Source organism: Pseudomonas sp. AC136 (genome assembly GCF_979258585.1).
The window spans coordinates 689,522-708,718 of the sequence record NZ_OZ409865.1; the positions used below are offsets into that span (position 1 = coordinate 689,522).

A 19,197-nucleotide genomic window follows, 5' to 3' on the forward strand; every position below is an offset into this window, starting at 1 on the left:
CGCGGCTAAAGCCGCTCCCACAGACAGCGAACAACCTGCTCCGGTAAGCCGCGGTTCCTGAAAAGGCATCACGCCCCTGGCAGAAAAACACCCACCCGCAGCCCACCCAGCGGGCTGTCCAGCATCTCGATGCGCCCACCCCACGCTTCGACAATATCGCGCACGATGCCCAATCCCAGCCCGTGCCCTTGCACCTGTTCATCCAGCCGGGTGCCCCGTTCCAGTACTTCCACGCGGCGCACGTGTTCAATGCCCGGTCCGTCATCGTCGACCCACAGGTGGTACCCGCCCGCCTCTTCTTGAACGGTCAGGCTTACGGCCGAGTCGGCCCATTTGCAGGCGTTGTCGAGTAGGTTGCCGAGCACTTCGAGCAGGTCTTCACGGTCCAGCGGCAAACGTAAACCCGGTGCGGCGTTCCAGGTCAGTTCGAGACCTCGGTTGTGAATCATGCCAAGGGTGCTGAACAGCCCCGGCAGCTCTTCGTCGCACACGAACTGCGCGCCGGGCAACGCTTCGCCGGCCAATCGCGCCCGGCCCAGTTCGCGGCTCAGGCGTTGTTCGATCTGTTGCAGCTGTTCGCGCAGGGTGGCCTGAATGGCGGGATAGGCTTTTAATTCGTCGCGCTCGGCCAGGCTGATCAGCACGGCCAGCGGGGTTTTCAAGGCGTGACCGAGATTGCCCAGGGCATTGCGCGAGCGCAGCAGGTGGTCTTCGGTGTGGGCTAGCAGGTGGTTGATTTGTGTCACCAGCGGTTCCAGTTCCAGCGGCACTTCGCTGTCCAGCGCAGTGCGTTGGCCCTGTTGCAGTTGCTGCAATTGCTGACGCACGCGTTCCAGTGGACGCAAGGCGTTGCGCACGGTCAGGCGTTGCAGCAGCAGAATAATCAGCAGCGCGCCGGCGCCGACCGCCAGGCCAACGTATTGCACGCGACGAAAGCTGGCGAGTACGGGGCTGTAGTCTTGCGCCACGGTGATGGACATCTGCTGCCCGTAGCGACGGTAGTCGGCGCGGTAGGTCAGCAACAGTTGCTCATTCGGGCCATCGGCCAGATCGGTTTGCAGACCGGGCTGCGTGGCCGGGGTCAGCTCAAAATCCCACAGCGAGCGGGAGCGCCACGGGGCCGGCGTGCCGTCGGCGAAGTCGATGCGGAAATAGCGCCCGGAAAACGGTTGCTGGTAGGTAGCCTGCACGCGCTGGTCGCTGAGCTGCAAACCGCTCGGCCCGCGCACAGTGGCGATCAGCAAACTCTCGGCCTGCTGGCGTAAGCCGTCTTCCAGATAACGCCGTAGGCCAAGGTCCAGCAACCAAATGCTGGTTTGCGCCAGCACCAGGCCAACCACCAGCAACACACTGACCAGGCCGACACTCAGCCGGCGCTGAATCGACTTCACGCGCCCAGCCCGGCGAAGCGATAGCCCTGGCCGCGTCGGGTTTCGATCACTTCACGGCCCAGCTTGCGGCGCAGGTGGTTGACGTGCACTTCCAGCACGTTGGAGTCGCGCTCGGTTTCGCCGTCGTACAGGTGTTCGGCCAGGTGGGTTTTGGACAGCAGTTGCTGCGGGTGCAGCATGAAATAACGCAACAGGCGGAATTCGGCGGCGGTGAGTTGAATGTCATCACCGTTGAGGTTTACGCACTGGCGCGTTTCGTCCAGCTGCAAGCCGGCGGCTTCCAGGTGCGGCTGATTGGCCAGCCCTTTAGAGCGGCGCAGCAAGGCCTGAATGCGCAGTTGCAGTTCTTCGGGGTGGAAAGGTTTGGTCAGGTAGTCATCGGCGCCGGCTTTGAGGCCGTCAATACGTTCGGCCCAGGAGCCGCGTGCGGTCAGAATCAGTACCGGCGTTGCCAGCCCACCGGCGCGCCATTCGCGCAGTACGTCGAGGCCAGGCTTACCCGGCAGACCGAGGTCGAGAATGATCAAATCGTACGGTTCGGTGGCGCCCTGGTGCGCGGCGTCGCGCCCGTCGGCCAGCCAATCCACGGCATAGCCTTGGGCACCCAGACTGACGAGCAATTCGTCCGCCAACGGCACGTGGTCTTCCACCAACAACAAACGCATCAGTCGTCTTCCTTGTCCTTGAGGATGCGCCCGTCGCGCACGTCGATTTCCAACTCGCGAACCACGCCGTCGGTGGTCAGTAGCTCAATTTCGTAGACCAACACGTCATCCTCTTCCTCTAGTTCAGCCTCTAACAACTTCGCCCCGGGGTGACGCTCCAGGGCGGGTTTTAGCAGCTGTTCCAAAGGCGGGATGCGGCCTTCCTGCCGCAGGCGCAGCACCTCGTCTTGGTCCAGGTCACGGGCGTGCACGGCGACGCTCAGGGTGAGCACGGCCAGGACCAGGGCGACGATGCCGCAGTAACGCATCAGCCATTTGCTAACGGGTTTGCTCATTACTTGTCTTGATGGTCTTTCAGGATCTGGCCGTTGGTAGCGTCAAGCTCCAGATCCCACTCCAGGCCCTGAGCGTCACGCAGTTCAACCTGGTAGATGTAGCGGCCGTGTTCTTCTTCCAACTCGGTGCCTTTCACAGTTGCGCCGGGGTGTTTGGCCAGGGCCGCTTCGTTAAGTTTCTCGAACGACTGAACGGTGCCGGCATCACGCAGTTTCATGGCTTCGTCCGGGCCCAGGTCACGGGCTTGAGCCATACCGGCGGTGGCAGTCAGGGCAGCAACAGCAAACAGGGCAGTGAACTTATTCATGGGGTCAGTCCTTTTCTTCAGTTAGTCATGTGTTTCGACGGGATCACCTTATCGCCCGCCGCTTAACTGAAGCTTAAATTCCTTAAGGTTGAGAAAATCCAGCTGCTCAGGGCTTGGAGGCAATGGCTTTGGCTAGCGCGGCTTGCAGCTCGGGGTCGTCCGGCTTGGTCATGCTGGAAAAGCTCGCCACCACGTTGCCCTGGCGGTCGACCACGTATTTGTAGAAGTTCCAGCGCGGCGCACTGCTCTGCGCGGCCAGCTCTTTGAACAGGGGAATGGCTTGGTCGCCGCGCACGTGCTGCGGCTCGACCATGGCGAAGGTCACGCCGTAATTGACGTAGCAAACCTTGGCGGTTTCAGCGAGGTCGGCGTCTTCCTGATTGAAGTCGTCGGAGGGCACGCCGAGCACTTCCAGGCCCTGCTCTTTGTGGCTTTTGTACAGCGCCTCAAGGCCTTTGAATTGCGGCGCAAAACCGCAATGGCTGGCGGTGTTGACCACCAGCAGCGGCTTGCCGGCGAACTGGTCGCAAAGGTTGAGTTGTTCTTTGTTTTTGTCGCGCAGCTTGGGCAGTTCGCCTTGCAGCAGCGGTGGGCAACTCGCCGCCAGTACCGGCAGCGACAGCAGGGACAAAACGAGGGCAGGAAGAACGGTGCGACGCAGGCTCATGGTGGTGGCGCTCAGTGGTCGAGTGACAGTGGAGCCACGCTACCCGTCAAGCGCCGGGCCGTCAAAGGCAACTGCCCATACCCAGTTGCAGCAACGCCAGACCGCCACGTTGCCAGCCCCACCACACCAGCGCGAGCAGCCCCGCCGCTGCGGCGACGCTCAACGCTACCGTGAACGAACGGCTCATGCCGCCGCCATACGCAGGCGTTCAACCGGCTGCTCGCGCACCGGCCAATTGAGCGCGGCGGCGACCAGGCTGAGGGCGATGGAAATTTGCCAGACCAGGTCGTAGCTGCCCGTGCGGTCGTACAGATAGCCGCCCATCCAGCCGCCAAGAAACGCGCCCAGTTGATGGAACAAGAAGACGATGCCGCCGAGCATCGACAGGTTGCGCACGCCAAACAGAGTGGCCACGGTGCCGTTGGTAAGCGGCACGGTCGAGAGCCACAAAATGCCCATCAGCACGCCAAAGGTGTAAGCGGTAAACAGGGTGACCGGCACGCTGATAAACCACACCAGCACCACGGCACGCGCCAGGTACAAACCCACCAGCAGGCGCGGTTTGGACATCCGCCCGCCCAGCCAGCCGGCGAAGTAGGTGCCGAAAATATTGAACAGGCCCACCAGTGCCAACACCGTGGTGCCGACCGTGGCGGGCAAGTGTTGGTCCACCAGATAGGCCGGCAAATGCACGCCGATAAACACCACCTGAAACCCGCACACGAAAAAGCCCAACGCCAGCAGCCAGAAACCTTTATGCGCCGCCGCTTCACGCAGCGCTGCGCCAAGGGTTTGGTCGCTGCCCGACACCGGCAGCGGCTTGTCCTTGAGCATCGTCACCAGCGGCACAATCAGCGCAGCCAGGGCGCCGAGTGCGACCAAGGCCAGCGACCAGCCCAGCCAGCTCAACAAACCCAAGGTGCCGGGCAACATGGCGAACTGACCGAACGAGCCGGCGGCCGCCGCGATGCCCATGGCCATGCTGCGTTTCTCCGCCGGCACCGCGCGGCCGACTACGCCGAGCACCACCGAGAACGTGGTGCCCGACAAGCCCAACCCGATCAGCAAACCGGCGCTCAGCGACAGCGACCACACCGAGTCCGCCGAGGCCATCAGCACCAAACCCAGGGCATAAAGAATGCCGCCAACCACCATCACCCGCGCCGCGCCGTAGCGGTCAGCCAAGGCGCCGGCAAACGGCTGCGACAAACCCCACAGCAGGTTTTGCAGGGCGATGGCGAAGGCAAACACCTCGCGGCCCCAGCCAAACTCGGCGCTCATCGGCGCCAGAAACAGGCCGAAGCCATGGCGAATGCCCATCGACAGCGCCAGGATCAGCGCCGCCCCCAAAAGCACCCATGTCGTTGCACGCCTCGCTGTCATCGCCCTGCTCCGCTGCACTGCATCAATCGATGGTTTCCAGGTCGTCCAGCAACAGCCAGAGCGCCTCACGTTTTTCTGCACCGAGGCGCAGCGCCACTTGCGCTTGCGCGTCTTTCCAAGCCTGCGCGGCCTGCTCGAAACGGCGGGCGCCCTGCGCCGACAACTGCACCTGGCGGCTGCGCAAATCACTGCCCTCACCCATCTGCACCAGGTCTTCGCCTTCCAACACCTTGAGGTTGCGGCCCAGGGTGCTGCGGTCCAGGCCCATGGCCTCAGCCAACTCGGAAATGCTCGGCTGCTCAAGCCGCTGGAGGTGGCTGAGCAGCGAATATTGGGCGACGTTAAGGCCAAGCGGCTGTAGCGCGTCGTCGTACAGACGGCTAACGCTGCGGGCGGCTCGGCGGAGTTTGGTGCAGAGGCAATGGGTGGTTAGCATGGAAGCGTGTATATACCCGTGTTTGGGTGGGCGTCAAATGGAAAGAGCGATTTTGGGGGTGGGGCGTGATTGGTTGCGGGGACCGGGAGAGCAAAATTGTTGACGTATTCGAGGTCAGTGCCTGACAAAAGACTCTGGATTCCGGCCTTCGCGGGAATGACGGTGTCCGCGAAAAAATCATCCGTCATCCTCGCGAACGCGGGGATCCAGAATCTCGGATGTGTCGACGTTATGTGCACGACGCAATAGCCTGGATCCCCGCGTGCGCGAGGATGACGGTGTTTTTGTACAGACGGTCGTCATTTCCCGCGAAAGCGGCATTTCGACGATGCGCGACTCAGACTAGCGCCCTAAACCGCCAACACCACCAACACCAAACACTCCACCAACTCCACCATCGCCCCCGCCGTATCCCCTGTCGTGCCGCCCAACCGCGCCACCATCCGCCCCCGCAACCAGGCGAACAGCAGCAGCCCGCTCACCAACGCCAACAACCCGGCCCAGCCAAACATAAGCATGGCCAGCGCATGTGCGCCCAGCAACCACGGCAACGCCGAGCGCGGCAGGTGCTCCGCCAGCGCCTGCCCCAAGCCACCACTTCGCACATACGGCGTGGTCATAAACAGCAGCGGCAACAAACCGCGCGCCAGCCACGGGGCCAGCAGCAACGCGCTCCACTGAAAATGTTCTAGCAAGGCCACCAGCGCCGCAAATTTCAGCAGCAACACCACCACCAGCGTGACCACGGCAATCGGCCCGCTGCGCGGGTCTTTCATGATGGTCAGGGTGCGTTCGCGGTCGCCGAAGCCGCCGAGCCAGGCGTCGGCGCTATCGGCGAGGCCGTCCAGGTGCAAGGCGCCGCTCAGCGCCACCCAGGCGGCCAGCAGCAGCGCGGCGCGAAGCAGGGTTGGCGTGTCGGCCAACAGCGCGTTCAGGCCGAACAGCAGCAGGCCAATGAGCAGACCGACCACGGGGTACCACAGCAGCGAACGCCCCATCTCCTGCGCGCTCGGCATGCCCGCCAAGCGCACGGGCAAGCTGGTCAGAAATTGCACGGCAATCAGCAGCGGCAGCATCAGACCTCCGACAGCACGCAGGGCGATTGCACGATCAACTGGTGCAGCCCACCGTGCAAAACTTCTACTTGCAGCAATTGCTCGCGCGGCAGACCGCGGGCCTGGGCGAGCAGCAAGCGCATCACCCCGCCGTGGCTGATTAACAGCACGCGCTTCCCGCCTTGTTCGGCCGCGATGCGCTCGATAGCGCCGAGCACCCGTGTGGCGAACTCAAGCACCGGCTCGCCGTCGGGCGGCGTAAAGGCATAGGGATCCGTCCAGAATTGGCCCAGTTCGGCCTCATGCTCGGCCATCAGCGCCAGCGCCGTTTGCCCTTCCCAGGCGCCAAAATGCAGCTCGCGGATGTCGCGTTCCAACTGCAGCGGCACGCCACGCTCAGCGGCAAGCTGGTGGGCGAATGCTGCGCAACGTTGCAGCGGCGAGCTAATGATCAGGTCCCACGGGTCCGCTTCGGCCACGGCGGCGTGCATTTGCGTCCAGCCTTCATCGGTGAGCGCATCGTCGATGCTGCCGCGAAAGCCGCCGGCCAATTCGGTGGCGCCGTGGCGCAGCAGGCTAAGGTGCACGGTCATGCCGGGCGGTCTGCCACAGCGGCTTCGGCAAACGTGGCCATGTCGCCGTGCAGGCAGCAGGCCATTTGCAGCAGCGGCACGGCCAGCGCCGCGCCACTGCCCTCGCCCAGGCGCAAGCCCAGTTGCAGCAGCGGCTGGGCGTCCAAGGCTTCAAGCACGGCGTGATGGCCGGGTTCGGCGCCCTGATGAGCGAACAACAACCACTGCCGGCAATCGGCGTTCAAGCGCACGGCGATCAGGGCCGCGACGGTGCAAATAAACCCGTCCACCAATACCGTCACGCCCTCTTGCGCGCAGGCGACATACGCTCCCACCAGCGCGGCAATCTCGAAACCGCCCAGGTGTTGCAGCACGGCCAGCGGGTCGTTGAGGTGGGCGCGGTGCAGGGCCAAGGCGGTTTCGATCACGTTCACTTTATGGGCGACACCGGCCGGGTCCAGGCCCGTGCCAGGACCGACCATCAACCGCACCGGGCAGTCGAGCAGCGCACTGGCCATGGCGCTGGCAGCGGTGGTGTTGCCAATGCCCATTTCGCCGCCGATGTACAGTTGCGCGCCGCCGGCCTTGGCTCGGCGAACACTATCGCGCCCGGCTTCGAGGGCGATGTACAGCTGGGTGGGCGTCATCGCCGGGCCTTGGGCGAAGTTGAACGTGCCGGCGCCCAGGTTGAGGTGGCGCACGTTCGGGATGGCCTCCAGCGGCGTGGCGGTGCCCAGGTCGATCACTTCTAGCGCAGCGTCGAGATAACGCGCCAACACGCTAATGGCTGCGCCGCCGCCGGTAAAGTTGCGCAGCATCTGACCCGTCACGGCTTGCGGGTAGGCCGACACACCTTCGGCGACCACGCCATGGTCGCCGGCAAAAACGGCAATCCATAGGCTATCGATCACCGGCCGCTCGCAGCCTTGCATGGCCGCCAGGTCAATTGCCGTCTGCTCCAGCACCGCCAGCGAGCCGGCCGGTTTCGTCAGCACTTGCTGGCGTGCCGTGGCTTTGCTTTTGGCCACGGTATCCAATGGCTGACACGGTGCAGCCCACCACGACAAGCTCATAACGGCACTCCTTTAAGAATCATGGGTAGGCCCGCGACGGTGAAAATCACCCGCTGGCAGCGTTCAGCCAGGGCTTGATGCAGCCAGCCCGCTTCGTCGACATAGCGGCGTGTCAGCTCGCCCATCGGCACCACGCCCAGGCCGGTTTCGTTGCTCACCAGCAGCAGGCGCCCCGGCAGCGCCGGTAGGCACTCGAGTAACGCGTCGCGCTCGGCCGCCAGGCGCTGGGGATCGTCGAGCATCAACAGGTTGGTGAGCCAGAGCGTCAGGCAGTCCACCAGCAGACAGCGATCCGGCGCCGCATGGCTTTGCAACACGTGCGCCAGGCGCAGCGGCTCTTCGACCAAGCCCCACGCGGCCGGACGGCGCTCGCGGTGTTGGCGGATGCGCGCGCTCATTTCGCCGTCGCCGGCCTGAGAGGTGGCGATATAGGTGACGGGCCAGGTGCTTTCACTGGCCAGGCGTTCGGCGAGTCGGCTTTTGCCAGAGCGGGCGCCGCCGAGAATGAGTTCATGCATGGTCAGTGTCCAAAGTTGTCACCGCCCCTGTAGGAGCGGCTTCAGCCGCGATGCTTTTTGATCGCAAGAGCATCGCGGCTGAAGCCGCTCCCACAGAGTGCGTGGAATACCGCGCGAGTTGCTTGGTTTCCGGTGCTCGCCAAACATCGAGTGCAAATCGCGGACCTGTAGGAGCGGCTTTAGCCGCGATGCTTTTTGGTCGCAAGAGCATCGCGGCTAAAGCCGCTCCCACAGAGTGGTTTATAGCCCGCATAAGTGGCGCAATTTTTCGGTATCCAGATGCTGTTCAACCAAGTCCGCCAGGCGCTCCAGATCGCGCTCGCGCAGGGCGTGGTAGTCGACGGTCTGCACGTCTTGCAGTCCGGCCCAGCGCAGCAACGCTGTGCAGGCAGCGGGGCTCTCGAACAGCCCATGCAGATAGGTGCCGAGAATCTGTCCATCGTCGCTGCGGGCGCCGTCGCAGCGGCCGTCGTCGAGCTGCACGGCGAACCGTTCCAAGGCCGGCCCGGTGCTGATGCCGGCGTGAATTTCATAGCCGCTGATAGCCGCGCCATCGAGGCAAAGGTGGCCGTTTACGTTGTGCAGCTGTTTGTGTTCGGCCAACACCGTTTCGAAGTCGAGCAGCCGCAGTCCCGCGCTGGATCCGGCGGCACCTTCGATACCTGCCGGGTCGTGGATCTGTTGGCCGAGCATCTGGAAACCGCCGCAAATGCCCAGCACCTTGCCGCCGTAGCGCAGGTGTTTGTGCAAGGCGCTTTCCCAGCCGTTCGCCCGCAGCACGGCGAGGTCGCCACGGGTGCTTTTCGAGCCGGGCAGAATAATCAGGTCGGCCGGCGGAATCGGCTGGCCAGGGGCAATAAATTGCAGGTCCACCTGCGGGTGCAGGCGCAGCGGGTCGAAGTCGGTGTGGTTGCTGATGCGCGGCAGCACCGGCACCACCACTTTGAGCACCTGCTCGGCCTTGGCGATTTGCCGGGTGTCGATGGCGTCTTCAGCTTCCAGGTGCAGGTCGGTGAGGTACGGCAATACGCCCAGCACCGGTTTGCCCGTGCGTTGTTCCAGCCAGTCCAGGCCCGGTTGCAACAGGCTGAGGGCGCCGCGAAAGCGGTTGATGACGAAGCCTTTCACCCGCGCCTGCTCGCTTTCGGAGAGCAATTCCAGGGTGCCGACCAGATGGGCAAACACGCCGCCGCGGTCGATGTCGGCAATCAGAATCACCGGGCAATCCACCGCTTCGGCGAAGCCCATGTTGGCAATGTCACCGGCACGCAAATTGATTTCCGCCGGCGAGCCCGCGCCCTCGACCATCACCACCGTATAGGCGCTGCTCAAGCGTTGGTGCGACTGCAACACGGCCTGCATGGCGACCTTTTTGTAGTCGTGGTACTGGGCCGCTTCCATGCTGGTGACGGCGCGGCCGTGAATGATGACTTGCGCGCCGGTGTCGCTGTTTGGTTTGAGCAGCACCGGGTTCATGTCGGTGTGTGCCGGCAAACCACAGGCTTGCGCTTGCACCGCCTGGGCGCGGCCAATTTCGCCGCCGTCGACGGTCACGGCGCTGTTGAGCGCCATGTTCTGGGGTTTGAAAGGCACCACGTTCACGCCTTGGCGATGCAGCCAACGGCACAGGGCCGCCACCAGCGTGCTTTTGCCGGCGTCCGATGTGGTGCCTTGCACCATCAAGGTGGTGTCGGTTGCGTTAGTCATTGGTGCGCCACGCGTGGAAAACCTCGGTCAGTGTTAGCCAGTCAGCCTCTTCAGCCGGCAGGCCGATGCGCAGGCTGCTATGAGCCGGAAACAACCGCAGCAGCACGCCGCGCCGGGCGAAAAAATCGTGAACGGCAGCGGCTTGTTCGCCTTGCCACCATTGAAAAAGCCCAGTGCCGCCGCTGGGTTGCAGGCCGTTAACCGTCATCAGCTCGGCAAGCCGCTCGCTGGCGTACAGCGCACGTTCACGTTGCTGCTTCTGACTGGCGAGGTCGGCGAAACACTGGCGGGCCACGGCGCGGGTTGGCCCGTTAACGGTCCAGGGGCCGAGGCGATCGGCCAGGGCTTGCAGCAGCGCTGGCGCCGCCAGCACGCAGCCCAGTCGAGCGCCGGCCAGGCCGAAGAATTTGCCGAATGAGCGCAGGACGATCAGACCGTCACGCGGACAGTCGGCCGCCAGGCTGTGCTGCGGGGTGATGTCGATAAAGGCTTCGTCCACCACCAGCCACCCGCCCCGCTCCGCCAGGTTCACGTGCCAGGTCAAAAGCTGGTCGCGCGGGCACAGGCGGCCGGTGGGGTTGTTGGGGTTGACCACCACGAGCACGTCCAGCTCATGGAGCTGCGCGGCTACGTCGGCCTCGGTCAATTCGCGAACGTCGTGCCCGGCTTCGCGCCAGGCGTGGGCATGTTCGGCGTAGCACGGCGACAGCACGCCCACACGGCTGCGCCCACGCAAACGCGGCAATAGCTGAAGGGCTGCTTGTGAACCGGCCACCGGCAGCAGCTGCTCCACGCCGTAATACGCGCAGGCAGCGGCGGTTAAGCCGTCGTCATCTTCGGGCAGCCGCGCCCAGGCGCTGACGGGAATCTCGGCCAGGGGAAACGGCCACGGCGCGATGCCGGTGGACAGGTCCAGCCAGTCTTCGACGGCAATGTCGTAGTCACGCGCGGCCTGTTGCAGTCGGCCGCCATGGAGCAGGCCGGCGCTGATTGGCTTAGGCAAACAGGCGCCCTCCGAGCAGCAACACCAACAGCCACAGCAGCACGCCACGACGCACCAACCGCACGGCGCGCTCAATGGTGTCGGCGTCCGGCGGCGGGCCTTCGCCCAAGGGTGGGCGTTCACGCAGGGCGCCGTGGTACATGGCCGGTCGCCCCAGCGCTACGCCCAGCGCACCAGCGCCCGCCGCCATTACCGGGCCGGCGTTTGGGCTGTACCAGGTGAAGCCCTGCCGGCACCAGCAGCGCAAGGCCAGACGGGTGTTGCCGAGCAGCGCGTAGGTGAGCGCCACCAGCCGCGCCGGGATCAGGTTGAGCACATCGTCGATGCGCGCCGCCGCCCAGCCAAAGCGTTCGAAACGCGGGTTGCGGTAGCCCCACATGGCGTCCAGCGTGTTGCTCAGGCGGTACAAAACCACCCCCGGCGCGCCCAGCAGCACAAACCAGAACAAGGCGGCGAACACCGCATCGCTGCCGTTTTCCAGCACCGATTCGGTGGCGGCCAGGGCCACGCCGTGCTCGTCGAGGGCGCTGGTGTCGCGGCTGACGATATAACCCACACGCTCGCGGGCTTTGGCCAGATCACCGTCGCGCAGCGCCTGCACAATCGGTTGTGCATGTTCGGTCAGGCTTTGCATGCCCAGGGCCAGGTACAGCGCGGCGATGTCCACCAGCCAGCCGATGTAGGGCAGCAGGCTCAGCAGCCAGGCGGCGACGGTCAGCGGCAGCACGGCGAGCACCCAGGCGGTGACGCCATGGCTGCGCCAGCCGCGTCCGACCTCTTCGGCGTTGTCGCTGAAGGCGCGGTTGAAGCGCTGTTCGAGGGCATTGGCCAGGCGCCCAAAGCCCACCAGCGGATGCCAGCGCTTGGGTTCGCCGAAACACGCATCCAATGCCACCCCGGCGACGCTGAGCAAGGCGATGCTCATTGCGCCTCCGGCCAGGTGTCGGTGAACAGCAATTCGCTGAGCGGACGCGGCGTCGCCCAGCCTTCCTGTTGCAGCATCGGCGCTTCGTAGAATTCGGGCACCGGGCCCACGCACAGCACCGCCACCGGTTTGGCCCCGGCAGGCAGGCGCAGCAACTCAGCCAGCGCCTGCGGCTCGAACATCGACACCCAACCCACGCCCAGCCCTTCGGCGCGAGCGGCCAGCCAGAAATTCTGGATCGCGCAGGACACCGAGGCCAGGTCCATTTCTGGCAATGTGCGACGGCCAAACACATGGGCTTCGCGGCCATCACCCAGGGCGACCACAAGCAGCTCGGCGCAGTCGCGAATGCCCTCGACCTTCAGCCGCATAAATTCATCGGCGCGCTGTTCCAGCGCCTCGGCAGTGCGCACCCGCTCTTCTTCCACCAGCGCGTGAATGGCATGGCGCAACGGTGTTTGCGTAATGCGGATAAACCGCCACGGCTGCATCAAGCCGACGCTCGGGGCGTGGTGCGCCGCTTCGAGCAAGCGCGCCAGCACCTCGGGCGCCACTTCGCCGCCGCTGAAGTGGCGCATGTCGCGGCGCTCAGCAATGGCGCGGTAAACAGCCGCGCGCTCGGCGGCGCTGTAGGCGTGGTCGGTCATGCGAGCTGCTCGTCGCTCTGCTGAATGTGGGCGACGGCGGGCGCTGCGCCAGGCCGAAACAGTGCCGCCGCGGCCGCCGGGTTGGACGGCATATACAGGTGAATGTACGAAGCCGTCAGCCGGCCGATGCGGTACACCGCCTCGCTGGTGCGTTTGTAGGTCGGGCACACGCCACGGGCCAGCGGCTCCAGGGCGCAATGCAGCTCCGAATAGTGGTAGGTGTGGCCGCGCACGCGACCTTCGGGCAAGTCGATTTCCTGCAACGCCAGGGCTTTGAGCTTTTTATGCATGAGCGCATTGCCCGGCAACAGGCCCAACAGTTCGCCGCTGGCGCCGTCTTTGTCGGTTAGCGCGTCGAGCAGGTACAACATGCCGCCGCATTCGGCGTGCAGCGGTTTGCCCGCGGCGTGGTGGGCGTGAATGGCGGCGCGCATGGCCTGGTTGGCTTGCAGCGGCTGCAGGTGCAATTCCGGATAACCACCGGGCAAATACAGGCTGTCGACCTCGGGCAACGCGCTGTCGCGAAGTGGCGAGAATTCGATCAGCTCGGCGCCCAGCTCGCGCAGCAGGTCGAGGTTGGCCTGATAGAGAAAGGCGAACGAGGTGTCGCGCGCCACGCCAATGCGCACGCCCTTGAGCAACGGCAATATCTGCCGAACCATTGGTGGCGGCGCGAAGTGCACGGGCGCCGGCAACGTGGTGTCGGCGCTGGCGGCCAGGGCGTCGGCGGCGGCGTCCAAACGGGCGTCCAGGTCTTCCAGCTCTTCGGCTTGCACCAGGCCCAGGTGCCGGCTCGGCAGTTCAATCGCGGCGCTGCGCGGCAAAGCGCCGTACCACTTGATGGCAGGCGGCAGGCAGTCGCGCAGAATTTCGCCATGCCGGGCGCTGCCGGTGCGGTTGGCGAGCACGCCGGAGAACGGCAGGTCGGCCTGGTACGTGGCCATGCCGTGAGCCATGGCGCCGAAGGTTTGCGCCATGCCGGAACCGTCGATCAGCGCCAGCACCGGCACGCCGAAGTGACGGGCCAAATCGGCGGCCGATGGCGTGCCGTCGAACAGGCCCATGACGCCTTCAATCAGAATCAGGTCGGCCTCGGCGGCGGCTTCCCAGAGCAGGCGACGGCTTTCCGCTTCGCCGACCATCCACAAATCCAGCTGGTACACCGGCGCACCACTGGCGCGGGCGAGAATCATGGGGTCGAGAAAGTCCGGCCCGCATTTGAATACCCGAACCCGTTTGCCTTGGCGTGTGTGCAGGCGCGCCAGGGCAGCGGTGACGGTGGTTTTGCCCTGGCCGGACGCCGGTGCGGCGATCAACAGCGCCGGGCATGCGTGGCTCTGCATCAGAACTCCACCCCGGCCTGGGCTTTAACGCCGGACTTGAAGGCGTGCTTGACCATGGCCATTTCGGTCACGGTGTCGGCCGCTTCAATGAGCGCAGGCGGTGCGCCACGGCCGGTGGCGACCACGTGCTGAAATTCCGGGCGGCCGCCGATATCGGCGAGCACGGTGTCGAGGTCGAGGTAATTGTGTTTGAGGGCGATGTTCAGCTCGTCCAGCACCACCAGGCCGATGGCCGGGTCGTTGAGCATGTCTTTGGCCACGGCCCAGGCGGCGACTGCTTTGTCGATATCGCGCTGGCGGTCCTGGGTGTCCCAGGTGTAGCCCTCGCCCATCACGTGGTAGCTGACTTCTTCGGGGAAGCGGCGGAAGAAGCGTTCTTCGCCGGTGCTGGCCGCGCCTTTGATGAACTGCACCACGCCCACTTTCATGCCATGGCCCAAGGCCCGCGCGACCATGCCAAACGCCGAGCTGCTTTTGCCTTTGCCATTGCCGGTGTGCACCAGCAGCAGGCCGTATTCGTTCTGGGCCTGGGCGATTTTCTCGTCGATAAGGGCTTTTTTGCGGGCCATGCGCGCCTTGTGGCGGGCGTCGCGTTCTGCGGATTCGCTCATTGCGGTCTCAGCTCTTCAACATCAATTGTCCAGGCCGGGAAAGCCCGCGCGAGGCGGCGGTTTTCCAACGGCTTGGTTGAGGCTAGCGGAGAACGGCAGACGCAGGGATTGCAGACAATCACCCGACGCCAGACAAAGCCCTCCGCAATGCCGTGGTACTGCGACAGGCCGGTCTCCGGGCTAATGAGCGCGGCCAGTGATGGCCAACAGAACAGCGCGCCTTCCCGTGTTCAACACAGTGGCTAGTGCGGTGTTCAGCTCAATTACCGTTGCGGGGGCAGCGTCGGCTTGTGCCGTTTCTTTTGTACGCGCAACACGTGCAAAACAAGCGGGACCGACTTCCCTGTTTCACCGCCAAATGGCGGCACCTGAAGCGAGGGTGGCAGGTTAGAGGGTTGCAGGTTGAGCGTCAATTCGGCGGGGGTCGCCAACTCGGCGCACTTCTGTATAGGGGAAACCCCTACAAAGCCTGTAGGGGGTGCCCCGATTTTTCGCTTAGCCGCGGCTGCCTATAGTTCACCCAACTTGAACCTGGTCGGGAATTTGCCGTGTTGGCCTATTGCGCGCTTTACCTTGGAGTTGTCATCAGCCTGATTGGCCTGGGCGTGTCCATGCCGTGGTTGGCCGGTGCCGGTCTGGCGGTTACCGCCTTGGCCGGCGTGTTTGTAAGGCCGAGCAAGGCGCCGGTAACCGAGCCGGTTTACGTTGAAGAGACCGCGCCAACCCTGGACAACCAACCGCTGCTTAGCGCCCTGCTGCCGACCTGGAACGACAACCTCGGCCAGGTGCGCCAATTGCTGGGCAGCAATGTCAGCGCGCTGTTCGAGCGCTTCGCCAGTTTGGTCGATCGGCTGCAACAAACCCTCAACCGCTCCGAAAGCGTGCTCGGCAATAACGGCATCGGCGACAGCCTGCGCACCGCCAACGCGCGCCTCGACGAAGTAACCAGCGCGTTCCACGCCGCCAGCGACAACCGCAAGCAATTGCTCGCCACCGTCGGCCACCTGAACAGCTATGCCAGCGAATTGCAGAGCATGTCCAAGCATGTGCAAGACATCGCCAGCCAAACCAACCTGCTCGCCCTCAACGCCGCCATCGAGGCCGCCCGTGCCGGTGAATACGGCCGGGGCTTCTCGGTGGTCGCCGATGAGGTGCGCAAACTCTCCAGCCTGTCGGCCGAAACCGGCCAGCGCATGGTCGAGAAAGTGGGCGAGATCAACAAAGCCATCCAGTCCACCGTCGGCGCTGCGGATCAGCTGTCGGCTAGCGAAGAAAGCAACCTGCATTACCTCGATCAGGTGGCGGGCGAAATCATGCAAGGGCTGTCGGCCAACCTTGACGCGCTGACCCACAGCTCACTGGAGCTGCAACAGGACACCCGCGTCACTCAGGGCGACATTCAGGAAATCGTCGTCAGCCTGCAGTTCCAGGACCGCTCCGACCAGATGCTCGACCACCTGCAAAGCGACATCCAGCGCCTGCAAAGCGCCCTGCAAAGCCAAGACCCGATCATCAGCGACCCGCAGCGCTGGCTGCGCGAACTGCGCAGCCAATTCACCACCGATGAAGAACGCGGCGGCCGCCGTGCAGCCGGCAAAAGCCGCGCTGCGCAAGACGACATCACCTTTTTCTAACGCCTTTTCCTTGCCCTGACGGAGCCCTGCCCCATGGCCAAAACCATTTTGATCGTCGATGACTCATCGTCCATGCGCCAACTGGTGAAGATGACCCTCACCGGAGCCGGCCACCAAGTGATCGAAGCCGTCGACGGCCGCGATGCGCTGGCCAAGCTGACCGGGCAAAAGGTCAACCTGATCATCAGCGACGTGAACATGCCCAACCTCGACGGCATCGGCCTGGTCAAGGCGCTTAAAGCGCGGCCGGAATACAAGTTCACCCCCATCGTCATGCTGACCACCGAAAGTGAGCAAAACAAAAAGGCCGAAGGCCAGGCAGCGGGTGCGCGCGCCTGGATCGTCAAACCGTTCCAGCCGGCGCAGTTGTTGTCGGCCGTCGACAAGTTGGCCAGCTGACATGTTCCAGCTCAGCCACCCCGCCCCCGGCCAGTTGGCCATTGCCGGCAGCCTGACCATTTATGAAGTGAGTCAGGCCCACACCGAGCTCGCCGCCGTGCTCGCCAGCGACACGCACGTGCCGGCCTGGCGCCTGGACCTGAGCGCAGTGGAAGAACTCGACACCGCCGGCGTGCAGTTGTTGTTGGCCCTGCATAAGTCACTGCAACAGCTGGGCATCGTGCTGGAAACCTGCAACCCGGCCGCCGCCGTACTCGAGCTGCTCGCCCTGTTGCGCCTCTCTCATTTGCTGCCGTTGTCGGCAGCCCAGGCCTGAGGGCCACCCCATGCTGAACGGCGAACAGTGGACGCAACTGCTGCTGGGCTTTATCGAAGAAGCGAGCGAGCTGACCAAGCAGGCCGAGGAATACCTGCTGCAACTGGACCAGTCGCCCACTGACGAAGAGGCCCTGAGCGGCCTGTTCCGCGCCATGCACACCATCAAAGGCTCGGCGGGTTTGTTCTCGCTGACGCCGCTGGTGAGTTTCACCCATCACCTGGAAAACCTGCTGATGGCCGTGCGCGACGGCGCCGGCACCCTGACCCCGGCGCTGATTTCCGTACTGCTGCGTTGCCTCGATGAAATCGCATCCATGGTGGCGCTGATCGACGCGCAAACGGGCGAACTTCCGGTGGATGAAGAGCATCAGGCGCAACTGCTTGCAACCCTGGCTGAACATGCTCAGGCCGTACCCGGCGCCATGCCGGTGATGGCTGCCCACGAACCTGAAACCAGTGCGCCGGTCGTGGCCTCGCTCGGTAAATCGGCGGCTTGGCACATTTCCCTGCGCTTTCACGCCGACCTGCTGCGCAACGGTTTCGACCCGGCCTCGTTTGTGCGTTACCTGGCGCGTCTGGGCGACATCAATCACTTGGCGTTGATCGATGACACCCTGCCGGCCCTCGCCGATCTGGACCCGGAAAGCTGCTACCTGGGTTTGGAAATTGACCTGCAAAGCGAGGCCAGCAAAACCGAAATTGAAGAGGTGTTCGAGTTCATCCGCGACTTCTGCACCTTGCACATTTTGCCGCCCGACAGCGTGCTGGACGACTACCTCAAGCTCATTCATCAACTGCCGGAAAGCGACGCGCGCATTGGCCAGATTCTGGTCACCGCCGGCCTGCTCACCGAACACGAACTGCAAACCAGCCTGCACCTACAAGCCAGCGCCACCGATGAAAAACCCGCGCTCGGCGAAGTGCTGGTGAGCCAAGGCATGGTCGCGCCGAAAGCCGTAGACGCGGCATTGGCCAAACAAAAAGCCTCCCGCGACAAGCGCGTTAACGACAGCCCGATTCGCGTGGCCGCGCACAAGCTCGACGAGCTGATCAACCTGGTCGGCGAGCTGGTGATCAGCGCGGCCGGTGCCCAGCTGCATGCGCAAAAGCACGGCAATGCGCTTTGCATCGAAAGCGCGCAAACGGTGAATCAGCACGTCGAGCAAATCCGCGAAGTGGCGCTGAAAATGCGCATGATCGAAATCGGCGACACCTTCAACCGCTTCCACCGCGTGGTACGCGACGTCAGCCAGCAACTGGGCAAAGACATCCGCCTGGACATTCGCGGCGCCGACACTGAGCTGGATAAATCGGTGATCGACCAACTGGCCGACCCGCTCACCCACCTGGTGCGCAACGCCATCGACCACGGCATCGAAAACGCCGAACAACGCGCGGCGGCTGGCAAATCGGCGCAGGGCTTGCTGCGCCTGAACGCCTACCACGAGTCGGGCATGATCGTGATTGAAGTGAGCGACGACGGCCACGGCCTGAACACCGCGCGCATCCGCGAAAAAGCCATCGCCCGCGGTTTGATCGACGCCCAGGCCAACCTCTCGGAACACGATATCCAACGGCTGATTTTCGCCGCCGGTTTCTCCACCGCCGACGCGGTGTCCGACCTCTCCGGCCGTGGCGTTGGCATGGACGTGGTGCGCAGCGCCATCGATGCATTGCGCGGCAGTATCGACATCGATTCCGTGTTCGGCCAAGGCACCACGTTCCGCATACGCCTGCCGCTGACACTGGCAATCATCGATGGTTTTCTGGTCAGCCTGGGCGACGAGCATCTGGTGGTGCCGCTGGATTTGGTCACCGAATGCATCGAGCTGGACGCCACCCAACTGGCGCGCTGCACCTATGGCTACATCGAGCTGCGCGGCAAACCGCTGCCGTGCATCGACCTGGCTGCGCACTTTGGCTTGCCCGCCAGCCACACCAGCCGCCGCAACATTGTGGTGGTCAATTTCGGCCGCCAGCAGGCCGGGTTGATCGTTGACCACCTGCACGGCGAGCTGCAAACCGTTATCAAGCCGCTGGGCCTGCTGTTCCAGCACCTGCAAGGCATCAGCGGCTCCACCATTCTCGGCTCCGGGCAAATCGCCCTGATCCTGGATATCGCCAGTCTGTTCAACACCCTGCAACACAGCGTCGAGGCCGACTCGCGCGCTAACCAACCGCGACCGGACCTCACCGGCTCCTAGGAG

At 64.1% G+C, this 19,197-nt stretch carries 22 protein-coding genes and 1 riboswitch; of the genes, 4 read left to right on the plus strand and 18 right to left on the minus strand.

All coding sequences use genetic code 11. The features are described from left to right. Positions 1-68: 68 nt before the first annotated feature. The 18 genes from ACZZZU_RS03030 to cobO form a co-directional block, all read right to left on the minus strand. On the minus strand, positions 69-1,391 hold the full coding sequence (locus ACZZZU_RS03030; protein WP_463382748.1) for an ATP-binding protein: 1,323 nt from the start codon (positions 1,389-1,391) through the stop codon (positions 69-71). Then, positions 1,388-2,056 carry a response regulator transcription factor gene (locus ACZZZU_RS03035; RefSeq protein ID WP_463549697.1) on the minus strand — a complete coding sequence of 223 codons (669 nt, stop codon included), beginning with the start codon at positions 2,054-2,056 and terminating at the stop codon, positions 1,388-1,390. The genes ACZZZU_RS03030 and ACZZZU_RS03035 overlap by 4 nt, the downstream gene beginning before the upstream one ends. Next, on the minus strand, positions 2,056-2,391 hold the full coding sequence (locus ACZZZU_RS03040; RefSeq protein ID WP_241000607.1) for a PepSY domain-containing protein: 336 nt from the start codon (positions 2,389-2,391) through the stop codon (positions 2,056-2,058). Before ACZZZU_RS03040 ends, ACZZZU_RS03035 begins: the two co-directional genes overlap by 1 nt. Next, positions 2,391-2,699 carry a PepSY domain-containing protein gene (locus tag ACZZZU_RS03045; protein WP_122496016.1) on the minus strand — a complete coding sequence of 103 codons (309 nt, stop codon included), beginning with the start codon at positions 2,697-2,699 and terminating at the stop codon, positions 2,391-2,393. The genes ACZZZU_RS03040 and ACZZZU_RS03045 overlap by 1 nt, the downstream gene beginning before the upstream one ends. A gap of 106 nt (positions 2,700-2,805) precedes the next feature. Next, positions 2,806-3,366 carry a glutathione peroxidase gene (locus ACZZZU_RS03050; protein WP_122496014.1) on the minus strand — a complete coding sequence of 187 codons (561 nt, stop codon included), beginning with the start codon at positions 3,364-3,366 and terminating at the stop codon, positions 2,806-2,808. Positions 3,367-3,427: 61 nt separating this feature from the next. Continuing rightward, a complete protein-coding gene (locus tag ACZZZU_RS03055; RefSeq protein WP_277342756.1) occupies positions 3,428-3,553 on the minus strand; it encodes a hypothetical protein in 126 nt (41 codons plus the stop codon). Next, positions 3,550-4,749: an MFS transporter gene (locus tag ACZZZU_RS03060; protein ID WP_463549698.1), complete on the minus strand. Its 1,200-nt coding sequence runs from the start codon at positions 4,747-4,749 to the stop codon at positions 3,550-3,552. The genes ACZZZU_RS03055 and ACZZZU_RS03060 overlap by 4 nt, the downstream gene beginning before the upstream one ends. A 22-nt stretch (positions 4,750-4,771) precedes the next feature. Continuing rightward, positions 4,772-5,185, minus strand: coding sequence for a MarR family winged helix-turn-helix transcriptional regulator (locus ACZZZU_RS03065; RefSeq protein WP_463549699.1), 414 nt, complete (start codon positions 5,183-5,185; stop codon positions 4,772-4,774). A gap of 350 nt (positions 5,186-5,535) precedes the next feature. Further along, complete coding sequence (locus tag ACZZZU_RS03070) at positions 5,536-6,261, minus strand: adenosylcobinamide-GDP ribazoletransferase (protein ID WP_463549700.1); 726 nt, start codon at positions 6,259-6,261, stop codon at positions 5,536-5,538. After that, positions 6,261-6,833, minus strand: a complete 573-nt coding sequence (gene cobC, locus ACZZZU_RS03075) for an alpha-ribazole phosphatase family protein (protein ID WP_463549701.1) — start codon at positions 6,831-6,833, stop codon at positions 6,261-6,263. The genes ACZZZU_RS03070 and cobC overlap by 1 nt, the downstream gene beginning before the upstream one ends. Further along, positions 6,830-7,885 (minus strand): nicotinate-nucleotide--dimethylbenzimidazole phosphoribosyltransferase, encoded by a 1,056-nt coding sequence (cobT, locus tag ACZZZU_RS03080; protein ID WP_463549702.1) that lies wholly within the window; start codon positions 7,883-7,885, stop codon positions 6,830-6,832. The genes cobC and cobT overlap by 4 nt, the downstream gene beginning before the upstream one ends. Next, positions 7,882-8,403 carry a bifunctional adenosylcobinamide kinase/adenosylcobinamide-phosphate guanylyltransferase gene (gene cobU, locus ACZZZU_RS03085; RefSeq protein ID WP_463549703.1) on the minus strand — a complete coding sequence of 174 codons (522 nt, stop codon included), beginning with the start codon at positions 8,401-8,403 and terminating at the stop codon, positions 7,882-7,884. Before cobU ends, cobT begins: the two co-directional genes overlap by 4 nt. 240 nt (positions 8,404-8,643) lie before the next feature. Further along, on the minus strand, positions 8,644-10,110 hold the full coding sequence (locus ACZZZU_RS03090; protein WP_463549704.1) for a cobyric acid synthase: 1,467 nt from the start codon (positions 10,108-10,110) through the stop codon (positions 8,644-8,646). Further along, positions 10,103-11,113 carry a threonine-phosphate decarboxylase CobD gene (gene cobD / locus ACZZZU_RS03095; RefSeq protein ID WP_463549705.1) on the minus strand — a complete coding sequence of 337 codons (1,011 nt, stop codon included), beginning with the start codon at positions 11,111-11,113 and terminating at the stop codon, positions 10,103-10,105. The genes ACZZZU_RS03090 and cobD overlap by 8 nt, the downstream gene beginning before the upstream one ends. Beyond that, positions 11,106-12,038 (minus strand): adenosylcobinamide-phosphate synthase CbiB, encoded by a 933-nt coding sequence (cbiB, locus tag ACZZZU_RS03100; RefSeq protein ID WP_463549706.1) that lies wholly within the window; start codon positions 12,036-12,038, stop codon positions 11,106-11,108. Before cbiB ends, cobD begins: the two co-directional genes overlap by 8 nt. Then, entirely contained in the window at positions 12,035-12,685 is a 651-nt protein-coding gene (gene bluB, locus ACZZZU_RS03105) for a 5,6-dimethylbenzimidazole synthase (protein ID WP_463549707.1), read from the minus strand. Before bluB ends, cbiB begins: the two co-directional genes overlap by 4 nt. Next, the gene (locus tag ACZZZU_RS03110; RefSeq protein WP_463549708.1) at positions 12,682-14,028 is read right to left on the minus strand and encodes a cobyrinate a,c-diamide synthase; all 1,347 of its coding nucleotides are present in this window, start codon (positions 14,026-14,028) and stop codon (positions 12,682-12,684) included. The genes bluB and ACZZZU_RS03110 overlap by 4 nt, the downstream gene beginning before the upstream one ends. After that, positions 14,028-14,639: a cob(I)yrinic acid a,c-diamide adenosyltransferase gene (gene cobO / locus ACZZZU_RS03115; protein ID WP_122450863.1), complete on the minus strand. Its 612-nt coding sequence runs from the start codon at positions 14,637-14,639 to the stop codon at positions 14,028-14,030. Before cobO ends, ACZZZU_RS03110 begins: the two co-directional genes overlap by 1 nt. A gap of 149 nt (positions 14,640-14,788) precedes the next feature. Further along, positions 14,789-15,026, minus strand: a riboswitch (cobalamin riboswitch). A gap of 224 nt (positions 15,027-15,250) precedes the next feature. On the opposite strand from cobO, the gene ACZZZU_RS03120 reads away from it, so the two are divergent. From ACZZZU_RS03120 to ACZZZU_RS03135, 4 genes are read left to right on the plus strand one after another with little or no spacing between them, the layout of a single operon-like run. Beyond that, positions 15,251-16,273, plus strand: a complete 1,023-nt coding sequence (locus ACZZZU_RS03120; RefSeq protein WP_463552095.1) for a methyl-accepting chemotaxis protein — start codon at positions 15,251-15,253, stop codon at positions 16,271-16,273. Between the two features lie 33 nt (positions 16,274-16,306). Further along, positions 16,307-16,672, plus strand: a complete 366-nt coding sequence (locus ACZZZU_RS03125; protein ID WP_122495991.1) for a response regulator — start codon at positions 16,307-16,309, stop codon at positions 16,670-16,672. A gap of 1 nt (position 16,673) precedes the next feature. Further along, positions 16,674-16,988 carry an STAS domain-containing protein gene (locus ACZZZU_RS03130; RefSeq protein WP_463549709.1) on the plus strand — a complete coding sequence of 105 codons (315 nt, stop codon included), beginning with the start codon at positions 16,674-16,676 and terminating at the stop codon, positions 16,986-16,988. A gap of 10 nt (positions 16,989-16,998) precedes the next feature. Further along, positions 16,999-19,194 (plus strand): chemotaxis protein CheA, encoded by a 2,196-nt coding sequence (locus tag ACZZZU_RS03135; protein ID WP_463549710.1) that lies wholly within the window; start codon positions 16,999-17,001, stop codon positions 19,192-19,194. Positions 19,195-19,197 lie beyond the last annotated feature (3 nt).